The sequence below is a fragment of the Pseudomonas sp. 5P_3.1_Bac2 genome, from assembly GCF_025465995.1.
Lineage (GTDB): Bacteria > Pseudomonadota > Gammaproteobacteria > Pseudomonadales > Pseudomonadaceae > Aquipseudomonas.
Map to the genome: position 1 here is coordinate 22,752 of NZ_JANLNY010000023.1, position 18,151 is coordinate 40,902.

General features: G+C 60.9%; 14 protein-coding genes. 11 read left to right on the top strand and 3 right to left on the bottom strand.

The window, feature by feature from the left end:
* Positions 1 to 127 precede the first annotated feature (127 nt).
* The 9 genes from NTD81_RS13270 (at position 128) to NTD81_RS13310 (ending at position 10,414) form a co-directional block, all read left to right on the top strand.
* The gene (locus NTD81_RS13270; protein ID WP_262183020.1) at positions 128 to 1,135 is read left to right on the top strand and encodes a PhoH family protein; all 1,008 of its coding nucleotides are present in this window, start codon (positions 128 to 130) and stop codon (positions 1,133 to 1,135) included.
* On the top strand, positions 1,128 to 1,583 hold the full coding sequence (ybeY, locus tag NTD81_RS13275) for an rRNA maturation RNase YbeY (protein WP_262183022.1): 456 nt from the start codon (positions 1,128 to 1,130) through the stop codon (positions 1,581 to 1,583). The genes NTD81_RS13270 and ybeY overlap by 8 nt, the downstream gene beginning before the upstream one ends.
* A gap of 33 nt (positions 1,584 to 1,616) precedes the next feature.
* Entirely contained in the window at positions 1,617 to 2,456 is an 840-nt protein-coding gene (locus tag NTD81_RS13280) for an HlyC/CorC family transporter (protein ID WP_262183024.1), read from the top strand.
* Between the two features lie 94 nt (positions 2,457 to 2,550).
* Positions 2,551 to 4,071, top strand: a complete 1,521-nt coding sequence (lnt, locus tag NTD81_RS13285) for an apolipoprotein N-acyltransferase (RefSeq protein WP_262183025.1) — start codon at positions 2,551 to 2,553, stop codon at positions 4,069 to 4,071.
* A 253-nt stretch (positions 4,072 to 4,324) separates the two neighbouring features.
* Positions 4,325 to 6,565 (top strand): TonB-dependent receptor domain-containing protein, encoded by a 2,241-nt coding sequence (locus NTD81_RS13290; RefSeq protein ID WP_262183027.1) that lies wholly within the window; start codon positions 4,325 to 4,327, stop codon positions 6,563 to 6,565.
* 153 nt (positions 6,566 to 6,718) lie between these two features.
* Entirely contained in the window at positions 6,719 to 7,318 is a 600-nt protein-coding gene (locus NTD81_RS13295; protein WP_262183029.1) for a PepSY-associated TM helix domain-containing protein, read from the top strand.
* Positions 7,319 to 7,327: 9 nt separating this feature from the next.
* Positions 7,328 to 7,837: a DUF2271 domain-containing protein gene (locus NTD81_RS13300; RefSeq protein WP_262183030.1), complete on the top strand. Its 510-nt coding sequence runs from the start codon at positions 7,328 to 7,330 to the stop codon at positions 7,835 to 7,837.
* Between the two features lie 15 nt (positions 7,838 to 7,852).
* Positions 7,853 to 8,785: a DUF4198 domain-containing protein gene (locus tag NTD81_RS13305; protein ID WP_262183031.1), complete on the top strand. Its 933-nt coding sequence runs from the start codon at positions 7,853 to 7,855 to the stop codon at positions 8,783 to 8,785.
* 78 nt (positions 8,786 to 8,863) lie between these two features.
* Positions 8,864 to 10,414, top strand: coding sequence for a sulfite reductase flavoprotein subunit alpha (locus NTD81_RS13310; RefSeq protein WP_262183033.1), 1,551 nt, complete (start codon positions 8,864 to 8,866; stop codon positions 10,412 to 10,414).
* Positions 10,415 to 10,796: 382 nt separating this feature from the next.
* Here NTD81_RS13310 and NTD81_RS13315 read toward each other — a convergent pair whose 3' ends face one another.
* Complete coding sequence (locus NTD81_RS13315; protein WP_262183036.1) at positions 10,797 to 13,139, bottom strand: TonB-dependent receptor; 2,343 nt, start codon at positions 13,137 to 13,139, stop codon at positions 10,797 to 10,799.
* 159 nt (positions 13,140 to 13,298) lie between these two features.
* Here NTD81_RS13315 and NTD81_RS13320 point away from each other — a divergent pair, with 159 nt between their 5' ends.
* Both NTD81_RS13320 and NTD81_RS13325 read left to right on the top strand, forming a co-directional pair.
* Positions 13,299 to 13,979, top strand: a complete 681-nt coding sequence (locus NTD81_RS13320; protein ID WP_262183037.1) for a Fe2+-dependent dioxygenase — start codon at positions 13,299 to 13,301, stop codon at positions 13,977 to 13,979.
* 2 nt (positions 13,980 to 13,981) lie between these two features.
* Positions 13,982 to 14,791, top strand: a complete 810-nt coding sequence (locus NTD81_RS13325; RefSeq protein WP_262183038.1) for a sel1 repeat family protein — start codon at positions 13,982 to 13,984, stop codon at positions 14,789 to 14,791.
* A gap of 22 nt (positions 14,792 to 14,813) precedes the next feature.
* Here NTD81_RS13325 and NTD81_RS13330 read toward each other — a convergent pair whose 3' ends face one another.
* Positions 14,814 to 16,196 (bottom strand): efflux transporter outer membrane subunit, encoded by a 1,383-nt coding sequence (locus NTD81_RS13330; RefSeq protein WP_262183039.1) that lies wholly within the window; start codon positions 16,194 to 16,196, stop codon positions 14,814 to 14,816.
* 5 nt (positions 16,197 to 16,201) lie between these two features.
* Positions 16,202 to 18,142, bottom strand: coding sequence for a MacB family efflux pump subunit (locus NTD81_RS13335; protein WP_262183042.1), 1,941 nt, complete (start codon positions 18,140 to 18,142; stop codon positions 16,202 to 16,204).
* Positions 18,143 to 18,151: the final 9 nt, after the last annotated feature.

The following is an 18,151-nucleotide window of genomic DNA, read 5'->3' on the forward strand; positions in this document are numbered from 1 at the left end:
TCGAGCACGCCCAGACCGCGAATGGCCTGGGTGTGATAGCAGTCCAGCGGCCCATGCTTTCCCCATGGCGCCGCTAGCGCTATTCTTCGCTCCTCTACCCAAGCCGACTGGCGGCCACCACACGACCTTGAACGCACCCATAGAACCCCGTCGTTTTATCCTCGAACCCTTTGAGGCTCGCCGCTTCGCCAATCTGTGCGGGCAATTTGATGAGCACCTGCGCCTGATCGAGCAGCGGCTGGGCATCGAGATTCGTAACCGTGGCAACCAGTTCGAACTGGTCGGCAGCGCCGGACAAACCCAGTCCGCCGAAAACCTGCTGCAGCGCCTGTACCGTGAAGCGTTGAGCACTGAGCTGTCGCCTGAGCTGGTACACCTGTTCCTGCAAGAGTCGGGCATTGAAGAGCTGAACGAACCCAGCGCCAACCTCAATGTCGCCCTGCGTACGCGCAAGGGCATGATTCGCCCGCGCGGCGCCAACCAGCAGCGCTATGTGAAGGCGATCCTCGACCACGACATTAACTTCGGCATCGGCCCAGCCGGTACCGGCAAAACCTATCTGGCCGTGGCCTGCGCCGTGGACGCCCTGGAGCGCGAGCAAATCCGCCGCATCCTGCTGGTGCGCCCGGCGGTCGAGGCCGGCGAGAAACTGGGCTTTCTACCCGGCGACCTAAGCCAGAAGATCGACCCGTACCTGCGCCCGTTGTATGACGCGCTGTACGAGATGCTCGGCTTTGAGCAGGTGGCCAAGCTGATCGAGAAACAAGTGATCGAAGTCGCGCCGCTGGCCTATATGCGCGGGCGCACGCTGAACAACAGCTTCATCATTCTCGACGAAAGCCAGAACACCACCCTGGAACAGATGAAGATGTTCCTCACCCGCATTGGTTTCGGCTCCACCGCCGTGATCACTGGCGACATCACCCAGGTCGACCTGCCACGCGGCACCAAAAGCGGCCTGGCCCATGTGATTGAAGTGCTGCGCGACGTACCGGGCATCAGCTTCACCCACTTCAATCCGAAGGACGTGGTCCGCCATCCGCTGGTACAGCGCATCGTCGAAGCCTATGAGCGCTTCGACAGCCGCCAGGAAGCCAGTCGCGGCAACAATGGCCGGGATTCTGACCATGCTTGAGCTGGATTTACAGATTGCCAGTGACGCCGCCAACCTGCCGAGCGAAGCGCAGTTGCGTCAGTGGTGCGCACTTGCCCTGCGCCAGCGCACGGCCGACTCCGAGCTGACCATCCGTTTGGTCGATGAAGCCGAAGGCCTTGAGCTGAATCACACCTGGCGTCATAAAGATTACGCCACCAATGTTCTATCCTTCCCCGCCGATGTGCCGGATGAGCTGCTAGACATCCCGCTGCTCGGCGACTTGGTGATTTGCGCGCCCGTGGTGGCGCGTGAAGCTCAAGAGCAAGACAAAAGCCTGGAGGCGCATTGGGCGCACTTGGTGATTCACGGCTGCTTGCACCTGCTTGGCTACGACCACATCGAAGATGAGGAAGCCGAGGAAATGGAAGCGCTGGAACGAGAATTGCTGGCAGAACTGGGTCATCCCGACCCTTACGATGAAGATTAACCCCCTAAACGAGAAGGTCCCTGAGTAACCACCATGAGCGAAGATCGATCGAGCAACGAGCAGAAGTCCTGGCTGAATAAGCTGACCCAGGCTTTTGCTCATGAGCCGAAAAACCGCAAGGAATTGCTGGAAGTCCTGCGCGACGCGCACCAAAACAACCTGCTCGACAGCGAAGCACTGGCCATCGTCGAGGGTGCGATTCAGGTCGCCGACCTGCAAGTACGCGACATTATGGTGCCGCGCTCGCAGATGATCAGCATCAAAGCCGAGCAAACCCCGCAAGACTTCCTGCCCTCGATCATTGAATCCGCTCACTCACGATTCCCGGTGTTTGGCGACAACCTCGACGACGTGCTTGGCATCCTCCTGGCCAAGGACCTGCTGCCACTGATCCTGCAAGGCAATCAGGACAGCTTTAACCTCACCGACCTGCTGCGCCCGGTGACCTTCGTCCCGGAGTCCAAGCGTCTCAACGTGCTGCTGCGTGAGTTTCGCGCCAACCACAACCACATGGCCGTGGTCATCGACGAATACGGCGGCGTGGCGGGCCTGGTGACCATTGAAGACGTGCTGGAGCAAATCGTCGGCGACATCGAAGACGAGCACGATGTGGAAGAAGACAGCTATATCAAGCCGCTGCCTTCCGGCGACTTCCTGATCAAGGCGCTGACGCCCATCGAGCACTTCAACGACAGCTTCGACAGCGACTTCGACGACAGCGATTTCGACACCGTCGGCGGTTTGGTCATGAGCGCCTTTGGCCGCCTGCCCAAGCGCAATGAAGTGACCATCATCGGCGACTACCGCTTTCGCGTCATCAACGCTGACAGCCGCCGGGTTCACCTGCTGCGCCTGACGCCGATCAGCCACTAAGGGTCAACGGCCACCCCTCACGGGTGGCCTGCTCTTCCCCTGCCGCCAGTTGCACTCTACCCTTGCGCCACCGCAATCCAAGGACTCGCACCCGATGCAGTGGATAACTCGTGCTGGCTGGCCCGGCAACCTGATCGCTTTCGCCGCCGGCGCCAGCATCACCCTCGCCCTCGCCCCCTATGACCTGTGGCCTTTAGCGCTGCTGTCGATTGGCTTGTTTTACCTGGGCCTGCGCGACCTCAGCCCACGCCAAGCAGCGCTACGCGGTTGGTTCTATGGCTTTGGCCTGTTTGCCGCAGGCACCAGCTGGGTGTACGTCAGCATCCACGATTACGGCGCCGCCTCCCCGCTGCTGGCCGGTGTGCTGACCCTGGCCTTTGTCGCCGCCCTGGGCTTGATGCAAGGCCTCGCCGCGTGGGTCTGGGCGCGCTGGCTGCGGCGAGTCGAAGCGCCCCTGGCCGACAGCCTGGCCTTTGCCGCGCTATGGCTGGCCCAGGAAGCTTTCCGTAATTGGTTCCTCACCGGTTTCCCGTGGCTGTATGCCGGTTACAGCCAGTTGAATGGCCCACTGGCCGGGCTCGCGCCGGTGGGCGGGGTATGGCTGTTGTCGTTTGTTCTGGCCCTAAGCGCAGCCCTGCTGCTTAACCTCGTGCGCCTGCGCCAGCACAAAGCCTTTCTGGCTTGCGCCTTAGTGCTGCTGATCGCGCCGTGGCTGGCCGGCATCGCCCTTAAAGGCCAGCAGTGGACTCAGCCTAAGGGCGCGTCCCTAAGCGTGGCGGCCATGCAGGGCAATATCGAACAAAACCTGAAATGGGACCCGGCGCAGTTGGAGGCGCAACTGGCGCTGTACCGCGACATGAGTTTTAGCGCCAAACCCACCGACTTAGTGATCTGGCCGGAAACCGCGGTGCCGGTTCTCAAAGACCGCGCCCAAGGTTATCTGGGCGTGATGGGCCGCTTCGCCAACGACCGCAACAGCGCCCTGATCACCGGGGTGCCGATGCGCATGAGCAATGAGCGCGGCGAGATGCGCTACTACAACGGCATCAGCGTGGTCGGCCAAGGCAGCGGCGACTACCTCAAGCAGAAGCTGGTGCCCTTTGGCGAATACGTACCGCTGCAAGACATGCTGCGCGGACTGATCGCCTTCTTTGACTTACCGATGTCGGACTTCGCCCGCGGCCCAGCCCAGCAAAGCCTGCTGCAAGCCAAGGGACACGCCATCGCCAGCTTTATTTGCTACGAAGTGGTCTACCCCGAGTTTGCCGCCAGCATCGCGGCGCAGAGCGACTTGCTCCTGACCATCAGCAACGACACCTGGTTTGGCCGCTCCATCGGCCCCATGCAGCACCTGCAGATGGCGCAGATGCGCGCGCTGGAAAGCGGACGCTGGATGATCCGCGCGACCAACAACGGCATCACCGCGCTGATCAACCCGCAAGGGCAAATCACTGAGCGCATTGCCCAATTCGAACAGGCGGTGCTCTACGGCGAAGTACAGCCCATGCAAGGCCTGACCCCGTACCTGATGTGGCGCGGCTGGCCGATGCTATTGCTGTGCTTGGGTTTGTTTGCCTGGGCCTTGCTCGCCAGCCGCATGGCCAAGACCCTCTGACAGCCACCACTCGCGCGCCGGCCAAATAGCCGGCAGCGCGATGGGCATGCCACACAACGCGCGCTCTCCCTCCTAGGCAATCGACACCGAACAGATTGTCTTACAAAGACTTACAATTAGCGCCAGGCGTTTAATCCGCGGCGTGCCGGACAATCGGTAAGATATATTTACAAATAGACGGAACTTTCCGATTGATGATCATTTGCTAATCATTACCATTCGCGGCCAGCAATAATAATGATTAGGAAATGTCATGCCTTACACTCCCTGCCGGAACGTCCTGGCCAGCACCGTCGCAGTGGCTAGCCTGCTGCTCGCCACAGGCAACGCCCAAGCCGATGAAGCCCTGACCCTGGACAACATGGTGGTCAGCGCCTCAGGTTTTGAGCAAAAAATCACCGAAGCCCCTGCCAGCATCAGCGTCATCAGCCAACAAGACCTGCAGCAAAAACGCTACAGCAACCTGGCCCAAGCGCTGGATGAAGTCGAAGGCGTGGATATTCGCCAAGGCACGGGCAAAACCGGCGGGCTGGACATCAGCATCCGCGGCCTGCCGAGCGATTACACACTGATCCTGATCGACGGCCGCCGGCAAAACACTGCCGGTAACGTCACCCCGAACGGTTTTAACGAAACCCGCACCAGCTTTATTCCACCGATGTCCGCCATCGAGCGTATCGAAGTGATCCGTGGCCCCATGTCGACCCTTTATGGCTCCGACGCCATGGGCGGTGTGATCAATATCATCACCAAGAAAGTCGCTAACGAATGGGGCGGCTCGGTTTCCCTGGACCACACGTTCCAGGAAGACCGTGATTACGGCGAAACCAGCAACGCCAGCGTTTACCTCAACGGCCCGTTGGTTGCCGACAAACTGGGCCTGGCTCTGCGCGGCAGCATGTACAAGCGCGATGAGTCCGACCTGACCTTTGACGACGACTCCACCGTCAGCAAGCGCGGCGCAGCCCCAGTTGAAGGGCGTAACTACAACGCCGGCGCACGCCTGACCCTGACGCCGAACGAAGATCACGAATTCGCGATGGACTTCGAAACCGGTCGCCAAACCTACCAGAACGATAAGTGCCAGCTTGGCACTCTGGATGGCAAAGCCAGCCGCGGCAGTAACGCGGTAGACGGCTGCGCCAAAGATGACCCGGATAACATCAGCGGCTACAAAGATGAACTGCGCTTTGAGCGCGACCAATTTGCCCTCACCCATACCGCGCGTTTGGGCTTCGGCACACTGGACAACAGCCTGACCTACAGCAAGACCGAAACCCTCGGCCGCACCATTCCGGGGACCCGTGGCCTTGCTTACGACGCGCCATATCAGTCGATTGTCGGTGGCGATGATCGCGAGCTTGAGTCAAAAGACCTGATCTTCGACAGCAAACTCAACGCGCCTATTGGCGATTACCACATGCTCACCGTGGGCGGCCAATACTGGGATGCTCAGGTTACCGACGGCATTGCCGGTGAAGACTTCAAGCAAAAATCCTGGGCGCTCTTCGCCGAAGATGAGTGGCGCCTGCGTGACGACCTGGCCCTGACCCTTGGCGCTCGCTATGAAGACCACGAGGCGTTTGGCGGCCACGTCAGCCCACGCGCTTATCTGGTCTGGAACACCACTGACAGCTGGACGATCAAGGGCGGTGTCAGCCGTGGCTACAAGACCCCAAGCCTGAACCAACTGCATGACGGGATCAGCTCTGTGGGTGGCCAAGGTTCGACAATCAGTTTCGGCAACCCGGATCTGGACCCAGAAACTTCGACCAGCACAGAAATCGGTTTCTATTACGACAACCTGTCTAACTTCAATGCCAACGCCACGTTGTTCCACACCAAGTTCAAGGACAAGATCGAGAGCGGCCCGGCATCGCCTAACTGCTTCTTTGCTGATGCGCCCAACCAGCCTAACTGCGTAAGTTATGGCCCGGGCTTCCAGCAAGAGAACTTCTCAGAAGATATCAACCTGGGCAAAGCCAAGACCCAAGGTGTGGAACTGGGGGCATCGTGGACTTTTGCACCGTCCTGGACCCTCAGCGGTAACTACACCTACACCGACAGCGAACAGCTTTCCGGGGATGACAAAGGTGCTCCGCTGACCAATACGCCGATGCACATGGCCTTTGCCCGCCTTAACTGGCAGGCGACTGACGACATCACCCTGTGGTTCAAAGGTGAGTACCGTGGCGAACGCTCGCGCTTCACCCAGCGCAGCCGCAACCTGACCGGTGACTCGCTGCTGGTCAGTAACGAAGTGGGCGATCTGGAAGCCTATGAAGTCTTCCACCTCGGCGGCTCGCTGCGCGCCACCGACAACCTGACCTTCAACGCCACCATTTACAACCTGTTCGACAAGGACTTCACCACCGGCACTTACTACGACAATGGTCAGAGCTGGGCATCTGATTACGCTCAGATTGGCCGCGCCACCGATGGCACTATCGAAGAAGGCCGCCGCCTGTGGCTATCGGCTAACCTCACGTTCTAAACCAGCAAGCGTAAACACTCGGGCACTCAGGTGCCCGAGCTGCATTGTGGTCCGACAAATTGGGATAAGAACGTATAGTATTTGTAAATTACTCCCAATCATTCGCCAGTCACTCTAGAATCCACCCATCGTTCTACAATTGACCCACAACCCATGCACCTATCCCCCTGGCTCGGCACCCTGCGGCAATGGCACTGGATCAGCTCCGCCCTGTGCCTGATCGGCATGCTGTTGTTCGCCATCACCGGCATCACCCTTAACCATGCCGCGCAGATTGAGGCCAAGCCCGTGCTCAGCCAGCAGCACGCGCAATTGCCTGCCGAGCTGCACCACCAGCTGCAAAACGACACCCCGACCCGGGGCCTGCCTCTGCACCTACGCCAGTGGCTGGAAAGCCAATTGCACATTCGCCTCGACGGCCGCCAGGCCGAATGGAGTGACGGCGAGCTGTATATCGGCCTGCCGCGTCCCGGTGGTGATGCTTGGTTAAGCCTGGATGTGGCCTCCGGCGAGGTGGAATACGAAAGCACCGACCGTGGCTGGATCGCCTACCTCAACGACCTGCACAAGGGCCGTAACAGTGGTACGGCGTGGCAGTGGTTTATCGATATTTTTGCCGGCCTGTGCCTGGTGTTTTGCTTAAGCGGCCTGCTGCTGTTGCAACGCTATGCCCAAGGCCGGCGCAGCACCTGGCCGCTGGTAGCGTTGGGGCTGGTGGTGCCCGCTGTTTTAGCGTTGTTATTTATTCATTGAGGAAGCCTTATGCGTCGCTGCCTGCTGCCCTTGTTTACCCTTATCTGCACGCCAGCCCTGGCCAGTGAAGTTGAGCTGAACGTGGAAATCCCCCAACTCAACGTGGCCGAGTATCACCGCCCCTACGTGGCCATCTGGCTGGAGCGTGCCGACCAAAGCCATGTGGCCAACCTAGCCGTGTGGTACGACGGCAAGCTGGCGGATAAAGAAGGCGAAAAATGGCTCAAGGACTTGCGCCAGTGGTGGCGCCGCAGCGGTCGCAGCGTGGAGATGCCGCTGGATGGCATCAGCGGCGCAACCCGTAAAGTCGGGGTGCACAGCCTGACTTTCAGCGATCAGGACCCAGCCTTTAAAGACCTGCCTGCCGGCGACTATCGCGTGGTGGTTGAAGCGGCCCGCGAAGTCGGCGGCCGCGAACTGCTGCGTCTGCCCCTGACCTGGCCGGCCAGCGCCGCCCAACAGCAACACGCCCAAGGCACCAGCGAGCTGGGCGCCATCAACCTGACTGTCAAACCCTAACCTTAGGAAACTGCCATGCGCCCTCTGCTGAAATGGACTGCCCTGACCCTGGCCATCTGCCTGCCGCTGTCGGCCCACGCGCACCGCGCCTGGATGCTGCCCTCGGCCACCGTGCTGAGCGGTGAAGATCCGTGGATCACCGTCGACGCCGCCGTATCCAACGACCTGTTCTACTTCGAGCACTTCCCCATGCAGCTCGAAGGTATCGGTAAACCGCTCACCATGGCGCCACGCGCCCCAGCGCCACAAGACGGCAAGCCTGGCGCTAAGGCCGAGCCTGGCAAACCGGCGCCAGGCCCAGGCGGTATGCGCCGTCCAGCCAACAAGCTGGTGGTTCTGCAACCCGATGGCAGCCAGGGCCAAGCCGAACACGGCAACGTTGGGCGCTATCGCAGCACCTTCGATGTGCACCTGACGCAAAAGGGCACCTACAAACTCAGCGTGGCCAGCAGCGGCCTGTTCGCCAGCTGGAAAGACGGCGACAACAACCAACGCTGGATGGGTAAAGCGGAAGATTTCGCCGCCCAGGTACCGGCCAACGGCAAAGACCTGAAGGTCACGCAAAACAGCAACCGCATGGAAGTCTTCGTCACCAGCGGCGAGCCGACCACCACCGTGCTCAAGCCAACTAACCAAGGCCTGGAACTGGCCCCAGTGACGCACCCCAACGACCTGTTCGCCGGTGAGAAAGCTGAATTTGTGCTGCTGCTTAATGGCAAGCCAGCCAAGGATGTCAGCGTGACCCTGATCCCAGGCGGCAACCGTTACCGCGACAGCACCGGCGAAATCACCCTGAAAACCGACAGCAAGGGCGCGTTTAACGTGACCTGGCCGACTGCCGGCATGTACTGGCTGGAAGCCGAATACACCAGCAAGGAAGGTGCGGTGAAGCCGGCCACGGCAGTGCGCGCCACCTACAGCGCCACCCTCGAAGTATTACCGCAGTAAAGTTGCTGCCCATAAGGCCGGGTCCACGCCCGGCCTTATGGGATTAATCATCCTGTCGACTCCCCGAACGTTCCCGCCATGGCCACCGCCACTCTGTTGCGCTATCTGCCCCTACTGCTGCTCTGCCTGCTCGGCAGCGCCCTGCTGTGGCTGAAACCGCCCCGGGAGTTGAGCGCCGCATTAGTGTTGGCCGGCTATGCCGGACTCTGCCTATGGGCCTGGCTCAGTCGCCGCCAAAGCGCGGTGGATGACCGCACCGAGGGCGTGCTGATCGCCTATGCCAGCCAGAGTGGGCAAGCCCAGCAACTGGCACAGCGCAGCCTGTTGCAACTGCAAGGTGCCGGCGTGGCGGCGTATCTGCGCCCGCTCGATCAGCTCAACCCCGAGCAGTTACCCGCGCAACTGCTGCTGATCCTCAGCACCTATGGCGAAGGCGAGGCCCCGGATAACGGTGCGCGCTTTGCTCGTCTGCTTAAGCACAGCCAGACCGATCTAAGCCAAGTGCACTATGCCGTGCTGGCCTTGGGGGATCGGCACTACACGCACTTTTGCGCCTTTGGTTTGGACATTGATGCGCAGCTCGCCAGACTAAACGGCCAACGTCTGTTTAGCCCCATCAGCGCCGACCAATGCGATGCCACGAGCTTGCTGCTGTGGCAACAACAGTTGGCCCGCCTCAGCGGCCAGACCGAGTTTAGCCCCTGGCAGGCCGCGCCTTGGGTCAACGCCAAGCTGACTCAGCGCCGCTGCTTAAACCCCAATAGTCGCGCGGCGAAAGTCTTTGAAATACAGCTGCAGGCCAGCGCCGAGCTGGCTCAGTGGCAAGCCGGCGATCTGCTGGAAGTGTTGCCGCAGCAAGCCGCCGAGCCACTGCGGGACAAGTTAAGCGCGCTGGGACTTGATCCGCAGCAGCGCCTAAACGATGGCCGCAGCCTGCTGGATCATGCGCTCGAACGGGAGTGGCCGGCGGATTTCCCATCGGAGCAGGCGGGCGCGCTCAACGCCCAAACATTGCTCGCTCATTTACCGAAGCTCAGCCCACGGCTGTATTCCATCGCCTCGCTCCCCCGCGACGCCAGCGTGCAATTGTTAGTGCGCCAGCTTGAACACCGCGATGGCAGCCTAGGCCTGGGCTCTGGCTGGCTCAGCGTGTACGCCGCGCTGGATACGCCGGTACAAGTGCGGCTGCGGCCTAACCCAAGCTTCCATGGCCCGGCGGCCAACACGCCGCTGCTGTTGATCGGTAACGGCACCGGTCTGGCCGGGCTGCGCGCCCATTTACGCGAACGGCCCAGCGGCAGCCGTAATTGGCTGATCTTTGGCGAACGCAGCCGCGCCAGCGACTTTATCGGCGCCACCGAACTGCTTGACTGGCAAGCCAGCGGACATTTAGCGCGCCTGGACTTGGCCTTCTCCCAAGACCAAACCGATAAGGTCTACGTGCAGCATCTGCTGCGCCAACAGGCCGATACTTTGCGCGAGTGGCTCGCAGACGGCGCGGCCATTTACCTGTGCGGCAGCCTGCAAGGCATGGGCGAAGCTGTACACGCGCTGCTGATCGAGCTGCTCGGCAGCCAACAAGTCAGCGAGCTGCAAGCGCAAAACCGCTACCGCCGCGACCTGTATTAAGCCCTCGGTGGCCAAGGCCGCTGCGCGGCCGTTGACCACCCTACCGACAACAAACGACCGTAGGGGCAATCGCCGCACAGGCGCTTGCACCATTGCTTATCTCACACCTGCAAAGCTTGGGACGACCGAACGCTAGGCCGCATTTATCGCCTGGTGCAATACGCTGCTGCGCAGCTATTGGCACCCTAGGGTTTGGCGTTTGGCCGCCGCCATGACGGTGGCCAAGGCCGCTGCGCGGCCGTTGACCGCCCTACGAACTACAAACACCCGTAGGGGGCAATCGCCGCACAGGCGCTTGCACCATTGCAGGCGAGACAATGTGCGGGCAATAAAAAAGGCCGCTGGGTTGCCCCGGCGGCCTTTTGGTTGTGTCGCAACGACCTTAGAAGTGGAAGTTGGTGCTCAGCAGTGCGGTACGGCCTGCGGCCATGTTGGCGAAGTGGGAGCCGTAGGCCTTGTCGTAGTAAATACGGTCGGTCAGGTTCTGCACGTTCAGCTGGAAGTCCACATGCTTGTTCAGCTTGTAGGCCGCCATGGCATCGAAGCGGGTGTAGCTGTCGACTTTCAGGGTATTAGCTACGTTGCCGTAGATTTCATCCGTGTAGAAGGCACCACCACCGACAGTCACTTTGTCCGTGATGTTGTAAGTGGTCCACAGGGTGGCGCTGTGCTGCGGGGTGTTCGGCAGACGGTTGCCGTCGTTGACGCTGTTGCTCGCCATCGGGCCGCCGTCCACTTGCTCGCTGTCCATATAGGTGTAGCCAGCAAACACTTGCCACTTATCCGTGAGCTTACCGCTGACGCCCAACTCAACCCCATCAACCCGGGTTTTACCGGAGTTTTCGTAGGTGTTGGTGTCGATCTGCACGCGGGAGTTTTCTTTCTCAGTGCGGAAGATCGCGGCAGTCAGCGACAGGCGCTCGTCGAGCAGATCCCACTTAGTACCAATCTCGTAGTTCTTGGTGGTTTCCGGCTCCATATCGCTGCTCAACAGGTTGCCCTGGCGATCAGTGTCGAACGAGCTGCCGTTGGTGTCCACGCCATCCCCGACAGTGCTGCCTGGCGGAGTAGCCGAGGTGCCGTAGGAAATATAGATGCTGCCGTACTCGACCGGCTTGTACACCAAGCCAATCTGGCCAGTAACAAACTCGCTGGTGTCTTCGGCTTTTTGCGCGACCTTAACGCCACCAGGACCATTGCTGGTGGGGATGCTGCCGTCAGCATTGTAAGCGTGGTACTTGGTTTCGAAGTGGTCGTAACGCAGGCCCAGGTTCAGCAGCCACTGCGGATCCAGCTCGATGGTGTCCGCGAAGTACAGCGCATAGGTGTTGCCCTTGGTAGTCGAGCCGGCGTAGTTGCGCGCGATGCTGCCGTTCCACGGATCATTCGGGTTCGGATTAGACAGCGAGGTACAGTTCCAGCCACTGCTGCCACCGACCATCGACGGGTTACAGTTGGTGGATGCACCGGAAGTGCCCGGCGTGGTGTCGGTGTTAACGCTGTACGACTCTTTACGGCTCTCTTCGCGGCTCAACTCAATGCCCGTGGAGAAGCTGTTTTTAAAGCCCGCGACATTGAACTCACCAAACAGATCGGTCTGGTTAGTGGTGGTAGTGGTATTGCTGACGCGGCTGTTGATGCGGCGCCATACGGTGCCATTACGCACGTTACCTTTACTGTCGTCCGGCTGGGTGAGGATGTAATCCTGCAGGCTGCTGCCGTGGCGGAAGGTGTTGCGCACGGTCAGCGCTTCGTTGAAATCATGCTCAAAGGTGACGGTGGCGATATCGGCGCGGGTTTTGCGGAAGTCGCGGTCTTTGAGGCCATAGAAGTTGCTGCGGTCGCCGCCGTAGTTGGGCTGATCCGGATTGCCGGCAGTGTGTGCATTACCCACTGCGTAGCCATAAGGAATGCCCGAGTCCGGCAGGTCATCGCTTTCCATATGGTAGTAATCGAGGAACAAACGGGTGTCGGTGGTCAGGCCGAAGGCCAGCGACGGTGCGATGCCCCAACGGTCGTAGTTGACCGAGTCACGACCGGCCACATTGGCCTCGTGGCTCATCATGTTCAGACGCCCGGCAATGGTGTCGGTGAACTGATAGTTGCCATCTAGGGTGTAACGCTGAGTCTGGTCGGAGCCCCACGTGAAGCCACCATCCAGGGAGTTGCCCAGATGCGCGCGCTTGCTCACCAGGTTGATGGTGCCGCCGGCAGCGCCACGCCCACCAATGGCGCCGTTGGGGCCTTTGGCCACTTCCACGGACTCAATGGCGAAGATTTCCCGGCTCTGCGAGCCCACGTCACGCACGCCATCTAAGTAGGTGTCGCTCTGTGCGTCGAAGCCGCGAATGATCGGCCGGTCGCCCTGTGGATTGCCCCCCTCACCGGCGCCCATGGTGATACCTGGCACGGTGCGCAGGGCATCTTGCAGGGTCATGGCGTTGGTGTCTTTGATCACTTGCTGCGGCACTACGGTGACCGAACGCGGAGTGTCGCGCAGCGGCGCGGTGTACTTCGGCGAGGAAGCGGTAGTGGCCTGATAGCTAGTCTCTTCTACGGCTTGGTCTTTGATGTAGATGCTTTCCAGCTCGACCGGCTCTTCTTTAGCCGCCTTGGCAGGCTCTTCAGCCATAGCAGGTGCAGCGAAAGCAGACACTGCGACACCAACGGCAGTGGCCAAACGGGTTGTTTTTATTAGGGTGTTGTCAGTGGGCAGGGAGGTCATGCAAAGCTCCATCGGGGTATTCGAGGATGCGAACAATAGACAAAGTGAGAATTAGTATCAACGTCCGACAGTAAAAAAAGTTACACTTCTTTACTTATTCAGCGGAACTAACCAGAGCATCCGCTGACGTGGTCGAGTCGTTTATTCGGAAGCCTGTGTATGTTGCTGCATATCCCCAACGTTCTCTCTAAAGAAGAAACTGAAAAAATCCGAGTGGCTCTGCAACAGGCTGACTGGGCCGATGGCAAGATCACCGCGGGCTACCAATCGGCCCAAGCCAAGCACAACCTGCAACTGCCCGAGCGCCATCCGCTGGGCCGGGAAATCGCAGAGCTGATGGTCCAGCGCCTGTGGCAGAACCCGCTGTTTATGTCAGCCGCCCTGCCGCACAAGCTCTATCCGCCGCTGTTTAACTGCTACACCGCCGGCGGGCATTTTGATTTCCATATCGATAACGCCGTGCGCCAGGTGCCGGGCAGTGCTGAGCGTGTGCGCACGGATTTGTCCGCCACCCTGTTCTTCTGCGAACCCGACACTTATGACGGCGGCGAGCTGATCGTGCAGGACACCTATGGCGTGCAGCGGGTCAAATTGGCCGCCGGCGACATGGTGCTCTACCCCGGCACCAGCCTGCATAAGGTCGAGCCCGTGACCCGTGGCGCACGCATCGCCTCGTTCTTCTGGTTGCAAAGTCTGGTGCGCGACGATGGCCAGCGCACCTTGCTGTTCAATATGGATCAGGCGATCCAGCAGCTCACCGCCGATGTGCCGCAGCACCCTTCCCTGCTGCAACTGACCGGCACCTACCACAACCTGCTGCGCCAGTGGGCGGAACTGTAAGCATGGGCACCCTGCACCACGCCGACCTCACCGACCTCGACCGGCTTAACCAGCAATTGCACGGCAGCCCCCGCGAACGGGCCAATGCCATAGTGGCGGCTGCGCGCACCGGTTTGCCCCACGCGCAAACGCTGCTGGGCCAGATCCTCCTGAATGGCCAAGGCATCGAGCAAGACCAAGCCTTGGCTATCAAGTGGTTCAAGATCGCCGCCAGCCAAGGCGACGCCATGGCCTTCAATATGCTCGGGCGCTGCTACGAGCACGGCTGGCATTTAGACAAAGACGAAAGCATGGCCGCGGCCTGCTTTCTCGAAGCGGCCAACCTCAAGCTGGACTGGGGCCTGTATAACCTGGCCAACCTGTATGCCACCGGCCGTGGCGTGGCGCAGGACGATCAGCGCGCTTTTGCCCTGTATCAGCAAGCGGCCCTAGCCGGCCATGCTAAGTCGATGAACCTGCTCGGCCGTTGTTATGAGGACGGCTTAGGCGTACCGGCCGATGCCGCCACGGCGCTGAGCTGGTATCGACGCTCGGCCGAAGCGGGGGATTTTCGCGGCCAGTACAGCCTGGCCACGGTGCTGCTTAGCCAAGGCGAGATCGAGCACGCCTGCCATTGGCTGGAGCTGGCCCTGCAGGGCGGCAATCTGAACTTTCTGCGCGCCACCCGCAGCGCTTTGCGGCAAACCAACCAGGCGCGGCTACGCCACTTTGCCCAGCGTTTTTATCAGCGCGCCGCAGAGTTGGGCGACGCCAGCGATCAGGCGCTGCTCAGGCAATTCGAGCAGCCCGCGCGCAGCGCCGAGATCCAGTGATATCACGGCGCACGCCGCAGGTTTAAGCGCCGTAACCGCCGCCCAGCACCTTGTACAACTGCACTTGGTTTTGCAGTTGGCTGGACTGGTTTTGCAGCAAGCTATCGCGCGCCGAGAAGAAGCTCTGTTGGGCGCTGAGCACGGTGAGAATATCCGCCGAACCCTGGCTGTATTGCAGCTGCGCCAGCTCGAAGGCCTTCTGCGCGTAGGCTAGCACCTGACGCTGACTGTCGTACTGCTGCTGTCCTTCGCGCAGGGTGATCAGCGCATCCTCGACTTCCTGTAAGGCGACGATCACGGTCTTGCGATAGCCGTCTGCTAACTCGACATAACGCTCCTGGGACAACTCCAGCGCGCCCTTTAGCGCGCCGCCGCGGAAGATCGGCTGCAGCAGCGAGGCGCCCAAACTGCTGGCCAGGTTGCCGCTGTTAAACAGGTTGCTGAACACATCGGCGCTATAGCCGCTGCTACCGCTCAAGCTCAGGCTGGGGAACAACGCCGCCCGCGCCGCGCCGATATCCGCATTGGCCGCCCGCAGGCGTGCTTCCTCAGCCTGAATATCAGGACGGCGCAGCAGCAGCTCAGAGGGCAGCAAGCCCACCTGTTCTTGACTCAGCAGCAGGCCATTTAAGCTATCGGCCTTGATCTGCGCGGCAAAGCCTTGCGGCACCGTGCCAAGCAAAATCGCCAACGCATTTTCTGCGGTCTGACGCTGCTGGCGTAGCCCCGGAATCGCCGCGCGGCGTTGCTCGACCAAGGTTTGCTGTTGCAGCAACTCCAACTCACTGCTGGCCCCCAAGCGCGTCTTGGCCTCGGCGACTTTCAGCACTTGCTCGGCGTTGGCCAGGTTATCCACCGCGATGCGCTCACGCTCGCGCAGCTCCAGCACCTTGAGGTAACTGCTGGCGGTGGCAGCCGCCACGGTGAGCGCCACGGTGTCGCGCTCGTAGGCCGTGGCCAAAGCGTTTTGTTCACTGGCGCTGAGGTTGTTGCGGTTCTTGCCCCACACATCCAGCTCATAGCTGATCGACAGGCCGGCCGAGTAGGCATTGCGTACCCCACCGCCGCTGTTATCGGCGGCAAAGTTGCGGTTACCGACGAGGTTGCCACTGACGCTCGGTAACAGCGGCGCACCGGCTACGCGCGCTTGAATATCGGCCTGCCGCACACGGCTGATGGCGCTGGCCAGGTCCAGGTTGCCGGCTCCCGCGCGCTCGACAAAACGAGTCAGCTCCGTGCTGCCAAAGGCTTGCCACCAGCTGGCATCAACGCCATGGAGAGCCTGCGCGCCATGCTCAAACTGCGCCGGCAACGGCTGCTCAGGAGGGGTAAAAGTCGGCGCCAAATTGCAGCCAGCCAAGAGCAATGCAGCCACTAAAGGCAGAGGTTTAACCAGTAATTTCATCAGACTTAATCCGCCGCCAAGGCTTGTACAGGGTCGAGATGGGCCGCTTTGCGAGCCGGCATCAGGCCGAAAATAAGGCCGGTGGCAAAGGCGCAACCAAACGCCAACAGCACCGGTGCCAAGGTGAATTGCACAGCGGTGCCGAGCACTTGCAGCAACCAAGCGACGCCCAAGCCGAGCAGCACACCGAGCACCCCGCCAATGGCGGAAACCACCAAGGCCTCAGTAATGAACTGCTGGAGGATGTTGCCGGTGCGCGCACCGGTGGCCATACGAATACCAATCTCGCGGGTGCGCTCGGTGACGTTGACCAACATGATGTTCATCACGCCGATACCGCCGACCAACAGCGAAATCGCCGCAATCGAGCCGAGCAAAATGGTCAGGGTGTCCTGGGTCGCGGTCACCGCCTCAAGCAAGGATGCGGTGTTGCGAATCTGGAAATCCTCCACATTGTTATGGCGCTTGAGCAGCTCCTGGCGGATGGTTTCTTCGCTGTCACTGATCAGCTCGACGTTGTCGATATAGGCGGTGATGCTCTGCACATAGCGCTGGCCGAATAGACGCAAACTGCCGGTGGAAAACGGCACCAAGGCCACGTCGTCCTGATCCTGCCCCCAGGGCGTAGCGCCCTTGGCGCTCATCACGCCGATCACCTGAAACGGCACGTTCTGGATCAACAAATACTGGCCCACCGGGTTCTGCTCGGGGAACAGGTTTTGCGCCACGGTCTGGCCCAGCACGGTGACTGCCGCATAGGACTGCTCATCACTGCGACTGAAGAACGCGCCGCTGCTCAGCGGCCACTCGCGCACCAGCGGCATGCTGGCGTTAGTCGCAGTGATGCTGGTTTTGTAGTCGATATTGCCGGCACGCAGGGTCGCACTGCCTTGCAGCTCACCGAGGGCATCGCGCACGTTGGGCAACTTGGCCACCGCCTGAGCATCCTCCGGCGTCAGGGTCGCGGTCACGCCATCGGCGGAGCGCGGCATATTCGGCGCGCCGGGGCGAATCGACAGCAAGTTGGTGCCCATGGCGCTGATGCGCTCGACCACGCTTTGCCGGGCGCCGTTACCCACGGCGAGCATGGCCACCACCGAGGCCACGCCGATGACGATGCCGAGCAACGTCAGTACGGTGCGGAACAAATTAGCCCGCAGCGCCCGCCCGGCCATGCGCACTGCTTCGCCCACATCGGCGCGGCTGATGGCACCGCCGTGACGGGCCAAATCCAACTGCAGCGCGCTCGTCACCGGCGCCGACTGGGCGCCGCTGTCGGCGACGATCAAGCCATCGCGGATCTCGATTTGCCGGTCGGCATGGGCCGCCACTTCGCGGTCGTGGGTGATGATGATTACTGTCTTGCCCTGAGCGGACAGCTCCTTAAGCAGAGCCAACACCTCTTGCCCGGACTTGCTGTCCAGCGCGCCAGTGGGCTCGTCGGCGAGGATCACCTCGGCATCGTTCATCAACGCCCGGGCAATCGACACCCGTTGCTGCTGCCCACCGGAAAGCTGGCTGGGACGGTTAGCTAACCGCTCGGCCAAACCTAAGCGGCTGAGCAAATCCTTGGCCCGCACATGGCGCTGGGCGGCGGGCTGGCCGGCGTAGATCGCCGGGATCTCGACGTTCTCCAAGGCATTGCTGCTGGAGATCAGGTTGTAGCTCTGGAACACAAAGCCAAAGGCCTCGCGACGCAGCGCGGCCAAACCGTCGGTGTCCAGCACGGCAACCTTGTGCCCGGCAAACAGGTACTCGCCCGTACTGGGTTTATCCAGGCAGCCGAGGATGTTCATCAGGGTACTTTTACCCGAACCGGAGGCGCCCATGATGGCGACAAACTCGCCACGCTGGATGTCGAGGTCGATGCCATGCAGCACCTGCACCTCAAGCTCACCGGTACTAAAGCGGCGGGTTATGCCGCGCAGAGAAATTAATGCGCTCATGATTCAGGC